Raw genomic sequence first — 4,784 nt, 5'->3', positions numbered from 1 at the left:
TTCGACGACGCCAATCTCCGCCGCTCGGCACAGGCCGCCGTCGCGGCAGGGGCGCGTGTGGAGCGGGCCCTCGAGATCCTCGGGGAGACCGTCCCCGAACACCTTCGCTATGCCGGTGAGCTCCGCGTGGGACACAAGCAGGCCAGCCTCGACGAACTGGGGCGGCTGGCGGACCCGGTCATGACCAAGGACGCCATCGCCGGCCGCATTCGCCGGCTCCTCGCCATGGCCGACAAGCGCGCCTCCGACCTCGGGATCCCGGGAACCGACGCGAATGTGACCCCCGACATGTTGGACGAGTGAATTCCTGCATAGGATGGAGCGAGTCCACCGCACGGAACAACCCTGGAGGAATACGTGAGCGAATACGTACTGCCCGATCTTGACTACGACTACGCGGCACTTCAGCCGCACATCTCCGCACGCATCATGGAGCTGCACCACAGCAAGCACCAGGCCACCTACGTCAAGGGTGCGAACGACGCGATGGCACAGCTCGCCGAAGCACGCGAGAAGGGCGAGTTCGGCACCATCCCGAAGCTCTCCAAGGACCTCGCCTTCCACGTGGGCGGCGTTCTCAACCACTCCATCTTCTGGAAGAACATGTCGCCCGAGGGAGGCGACAAGCCCACCGGTGAGCTGGCAGCCGCGCTCGACGACGCCTTCGGTTCCTTCGATGCCTTCCGCGCCCACTTCACTGCGGCCGCCACGAGCCTGCAGGGTTCGGGCTGGGCAGTCCTCGCCTATGAGCCGCTCGGCAAGAACATCGTCATCGAACAGCTCTACGACCAGCAGGGGAACGTTCCCGTGGGAACCGTGCCGCTGCTCATGCTCGACATGTGGGAGCACGCCTTCTACCTCGACTACGTCAACGTCAAGCCCGACTACGTCAAGGCCTTCTGGAACATCGTGAACTGGGCCGATGTCCAGGCACGCTTCGAAAGGGCCCGTACGGGTGCCTCGAGCCTGATCACTCCCGGCGCCTGAGCGCCCGACGAAGGGCGGGAGCCGGGAGGGTCACCCTCCCGGCTCCTGCAGGAATTCCAGCAGTTCCGCACGATGGCGTGCCCCGGCAGCACCACCAACAAGGAGATGGACACCAGTGACTACCCGTATTGGAATCAACGGATTCGGCCGCATCGGCCGCAACTACTTCCGGGCCGCTTTGGAGCAGGGCGCAGACCTCGAGATCGTCGCAGTCAACGACCTCACCAGCCCCGAAGCCCTCGCGCACCTCCTGAAGTACGATTCCGTCACCGGCCGCCTGAACGCTTCCGTCGAGGTCGACGGCGGCGACCTCGTCGTGGGCGGCAAGCGCGTCCGGGTACTCGCGGAGCGCGACCCCGCGAACCTGCCCTGGGCCGACCTCGGCGTCGACATCGTGGTGGAGTCCACCGGTTTCTTCACGAAGGCCGCCGACGCGCAGAAGCACATCGATGCGGGTGCGAAGAAGGTGCTGATCTCGGCTCCCGCCTCCGATGAGGACTTCACCGTGGTCCTCGGCGTCAACGACGGCGACTACGACCCCGAGAACCACCACATCATCTCCAACGCGTCATGCACCACCAACTGCCTCGGCCCGCTGGCGAAGGTCCTCAACGACTCCTTCGGCATCGAACGCGGCCTCATGACCACGATCCACGCCTACACGGCCGACCAGAACCTCCAGGACGGCCCCCACAAGGACCTCCGCCGCGCCCGCGCAGCAGCGATCAACATGGTGCCCACCTCGACCGGTGCCGCCAAGGCGATCGGCCTCGTCCTCCCCGAGCTCAAGGGCAAGCTCGACGGCTACGCCATCCGCGTCCCGGTGCCCACCGGATCGGCGACCGACCTCACGGTCACCGTGGGCCGCGAGGTCACCGCGGATGAAGTGAATGCGGCCTACAAGGCGGCGGCAGCCGACGGGTCGCTGAAGGACTACCTCTCCTACACGGAGGCACCCATCGTCTCCTCCGACATCGTGACGGATCCGGCGTCGTGCATCTTCGACTCCGGCCTGACGAAGGTCATCGGCAACCAGGTCAAGGTGGTCGGCTGGTACGACAACGAGTGGGGCTACTCGAACCGCCTTGTCGACCTGACCGAAATCGTCGCCGCGAAGCTCTCCTGAACGGCGGCGCAGTGAGCTACGCATCCCTGGAGGACCTCCTGGCGGAAGGTGTACGCGGGCGTCGCGTCCTTGTGCGCTCCGACCTCAACGTGCCCCTCGACGGGAACGTGCCGAGCCTGCGGGTCACCGATGACGGCCGTGTCCGTGCCTCGCTCCCCGTCCTGCGCAAGCTGAGCGAGGCGGGGGCGGCCGTGATCGTCCTGGCTCACCTCGGCAGGCCGAAGGGCGCTCCCGAGGAGAAGTATTCGCTGAAGCCGGCCGTGGACGCACTGGAGGGCCTCGCTGATTTCCCGGTACGCCGTGCCTCCGACACCACGGGGGAGTCCGCCAGGGCAGCGGCCGCGTCGCTGCAGCCCGGGGAGGTGCTCGTGCTGGAGAACGTGCGGTTCGACGCACGCGAGACCAGCAAGGACGACGCCGAACGCGCGGCCTTCGCGCGGGAACTCGCCGGACTCGCCGGTTCCGACGGCGCCTATGTGGATGACGCGTTCGGGGCGGTGCACCGCAAGCACGCCAGCGTGTTCGACATCGCGCAGCTGCTTCCCGCCTACCAGGGTGACCTGGTGCAGGCGGAGGTGGAGGTGCTGCAGGAACTGACCCAGGATCCGAAGCGGCCGTTCGTCGTCGTGCTCGGCGGCTCGAAGGTCTCGGACAAGCTCGCGGTCATCGACAACCTCATCGGCAAGGCGGACCGCCTCCTCATCGGCGGGGGCATGGTCTTCACCTTCCTCGCCGCACAGGGCCACAAGGTGGGTGCCAGTCTCCTCGAGGAGGATCAGCTCGACGTCGTGCGCGGATACCTGTCCCGTGCGGCGAAGGCGGGAAGCGAGTTCGTCCTGCCCACCGACATCGTGGTGGCGGAGAAGTTCGCGGCCGACGCCGGCAAGAGCGTCGTCGCGGCCGATGCCATCGAGACCAGCCCATACGGCGCCGGCGGTCTCGGCCTGGATATCGGTCCCGCCACGGGTGCCGACTTCGCCGAGCACATCTCCGAGGCGCAGACCGTGTTCTGGAACGGGCCCATGGGGGTCTTCGAGTTCGAGGCCTTCGCGGGAGGGACGCGGACTGTCGCCGAAGCCCTCGTGGCTGCCGGGAAGTCCGGGGCCCTGACCGTGGTGGGCGGCGGCGACTCCGCCGCTGCCGTGCGCGGCCTCGGCTTCGAGGATGGCCAGTTCGGGCACATCTCCACCGGTGGTGGAGCAAGCCTGGAGTACCTCGAGGGCAAGGAACTGCCCGGGCTGACGGCCCTCGAACGGAACTAGGGCTGCACCGGGCCGCTCCGTGCGGGACGGCCCGGTCATCCCAGCAGACACCTCAGCGGGATCCGCCCTCCCGGCGGGTCCCGCAGGCATGACACCCACCCGAATGGAGCTGAAGATGACCACCTCGACCAACGGCAAGTTCGACCGCCGTCCGCTGATTGCCGGCAACTGGAAGATGAACCTGGACCATGTCCAGGGCATCACCTTCCTGCAGAAGCTCGCATGGACGCTCGACGACGCCGGACACGACTTCTCACGCGTGGAGGTCTCCGTCTTCCCGCCGTTCACCGACCTCCGGGGGGTGCAGACCTTGGTCAAGGGAGATGACCTCCAGGTCGTCTTCGGCGGACAGGACCTCTCACCGAAGGATTCCGGCGCCTACACCGGCGACATCTCGGGACAGTTCCTTCACCGGCTGGGCTGCACCTATGTGCTCGTGGGGCACTCCGAACGGCGGACGATCCACTCGGAGACCGGCGAGGTACTGAACGAGAAGGTCCACGCTGCCTACCGCCACGACCTGGTCCCGGTGCTATGCGTGGGGGAGGGGCTCGACGTACGACAGGCGGGGGGCCACGTGGAGCACACCCTGGAGCAGCTCCGTGCGGGAGTCGCCGGGCTCGAGCCTGCGCAGGCGGCCGAACTGGTGGTCGCCTACGAGCCGGTCTGGGCCATCGGCACCGGAGAGGTCGCGGGCCCGAACGACGCCCAGGAGATGTGTGCGGCGATCCGCGCCGAACTCGAAACGCTCTTCGACACGAGGACGGCAGCAAAGGTGCGCCTGCTCTACGGCGGATCGGTCAAGGCGGCGAGTGCCGCCTCGATCCTTCGGGAGCGCGACGTCGACGGCGTCCTCGTCGGCGGGGCCAGCCTCGATGTCTCCGAATTTGCTAGTATTGTCAGGTTCGAGCAGCATCTGGTCACAGACTAGTTCGTGCGCACACCGCTTCCCGGCGGTCACCAGCCTTGAAAGGGCACTGTGGAAATCCTTCGAATCATCCTGCTCGTCCTCCTGGGGGTCACCAGCCTGCTGCTGACCCTGCTGATTCTGCTTCACAAGGGGCGCGGCGGTGGAATGTCCGACATGTTCGGCGGCGGCATGACGTCCAGCATGGGTTCGTCCGGCGTGGCTGAGCGAAACCTCAATCGTTTCACCGTGGCCCTCGGGCTTGCCTGGGGCACGGTCATCGTGGCGCTCGGGCTCATCCAGCGCTTCGCCGACGCCTGAGGCGCCTGACGCGCCCCTCCGACGTACTGAAAGACCCCCTCCGCGATGAGTGGAGGGGGTCCTTCAGTACGTCGGGTGCTACTGTCCTATGGCTTCGTCCTGGTCGTCCTCATGGTCGATCAGCCGGCCCGGCAGCTGCTCCGCGGCGTCCTGATCGATCAGCCACAGCGTCTTGCGGAGG

The 4,784-nt window shown here is 67.0% G+C and carries 6 protein-coding genes; all 6 read left to right on the top strand.

Going from position 1 to position 4,784, the window contains the following annotated elements:
* A partial coding sequence (gene whiA / locus Y705_RS16910; protein ID WP_081737735.1) for a DNA-binding protein WhiA occupies window positions 1-303 on the top strand: 303 nt, incomplete at its 5' end.
* A 54-nt stretch (window positions 304-357) separates the two neighbouring features.
* A complete protein-coding gene (locus Y705_RS0102940; RefSeq protein ID WP_026531775.1) occupies window positions 358-987 on the top strand; it encodes a superoxide dismutase in 630 nt (209 codons plus the stop codon).
* A 115-nt stretch (window positions 988-1,102) separates the two neighbouring features.
* Window positions 1,103-2,113: a type I glyceraldehyde-3-phosphate dehydrogenase gene (gene gap, locus Y705_RS0102935; protein WP_026531774.1), complete on the top strand. Its 1,011-nt coding sequence runs from the start codon at window positions 1,103-1,105 to the stop codon at window positions 2,111-2,113.
* An 11-nt stretch (window positions 2,114-2,124) separates the two neighbouring features.
* Entirely contained in the window at window positions 2,125-3,375 is a 1,251-nt protein-coding gene (locus tag Y705_RS0102930; RefSeq protein ID WP_026531773.1) for a phosphoglycerate kinase, read from the top strand.
* Window positions 3,376-3,490: 115 nt separating this feature from the next.
* Window positions 3,491-4,306 carry a triose-phosphate isomerase gene (gene tpiA, locus Y705_RS0102925; protein WP_026531772.1) on the top strand — a complete coding sequence of 272 codons (816 nt, stop codon included), beginning with the start codon at window positions 3,491-3,493 and terminating at the stop codon, window positions 4,304-4,306.
* Window positions 4,307-4,354: 48 nt separating this feature from the next.
* Window positions 4,355-4,603: a preprotein translocase subunit SecG gene (gene secG / locus Y705_RS0102920; RefSeq protein ID WP_026531771.1), complete on the top strand. Its 249-nt coding sequence runs from the start codon at window positions 4,355-4,357 to the stop codon at window positions 4,601-4,603.
* Window positions 4,604-4,784 lie beyond the last annotated feature (181 nt).

Origin of the sequence: Arthrobacter sp. H41 (assembly GCF_000520535.1) — a bacterium.
In the GTDB taxonomy this organism is placed as follows: domain Bacteria; phylum Actinomycetota; class Actinomycetes; order Actinomycetales; family Micrococcaceae; genus Arthrobacter_D.
This window is presented reverse-complemented; position numbering and strand designations above follow the sequence as displayed.

What these genes read in the sequence shown, in the direction of transcription:
- tpiA (WP_026531772.1), top strand. Translation starts at nt 3,491, where the DNA reads ATGACCACCTCGACCAACGGCAAGTTCGACCGCCGTCCGCTGATTGCC.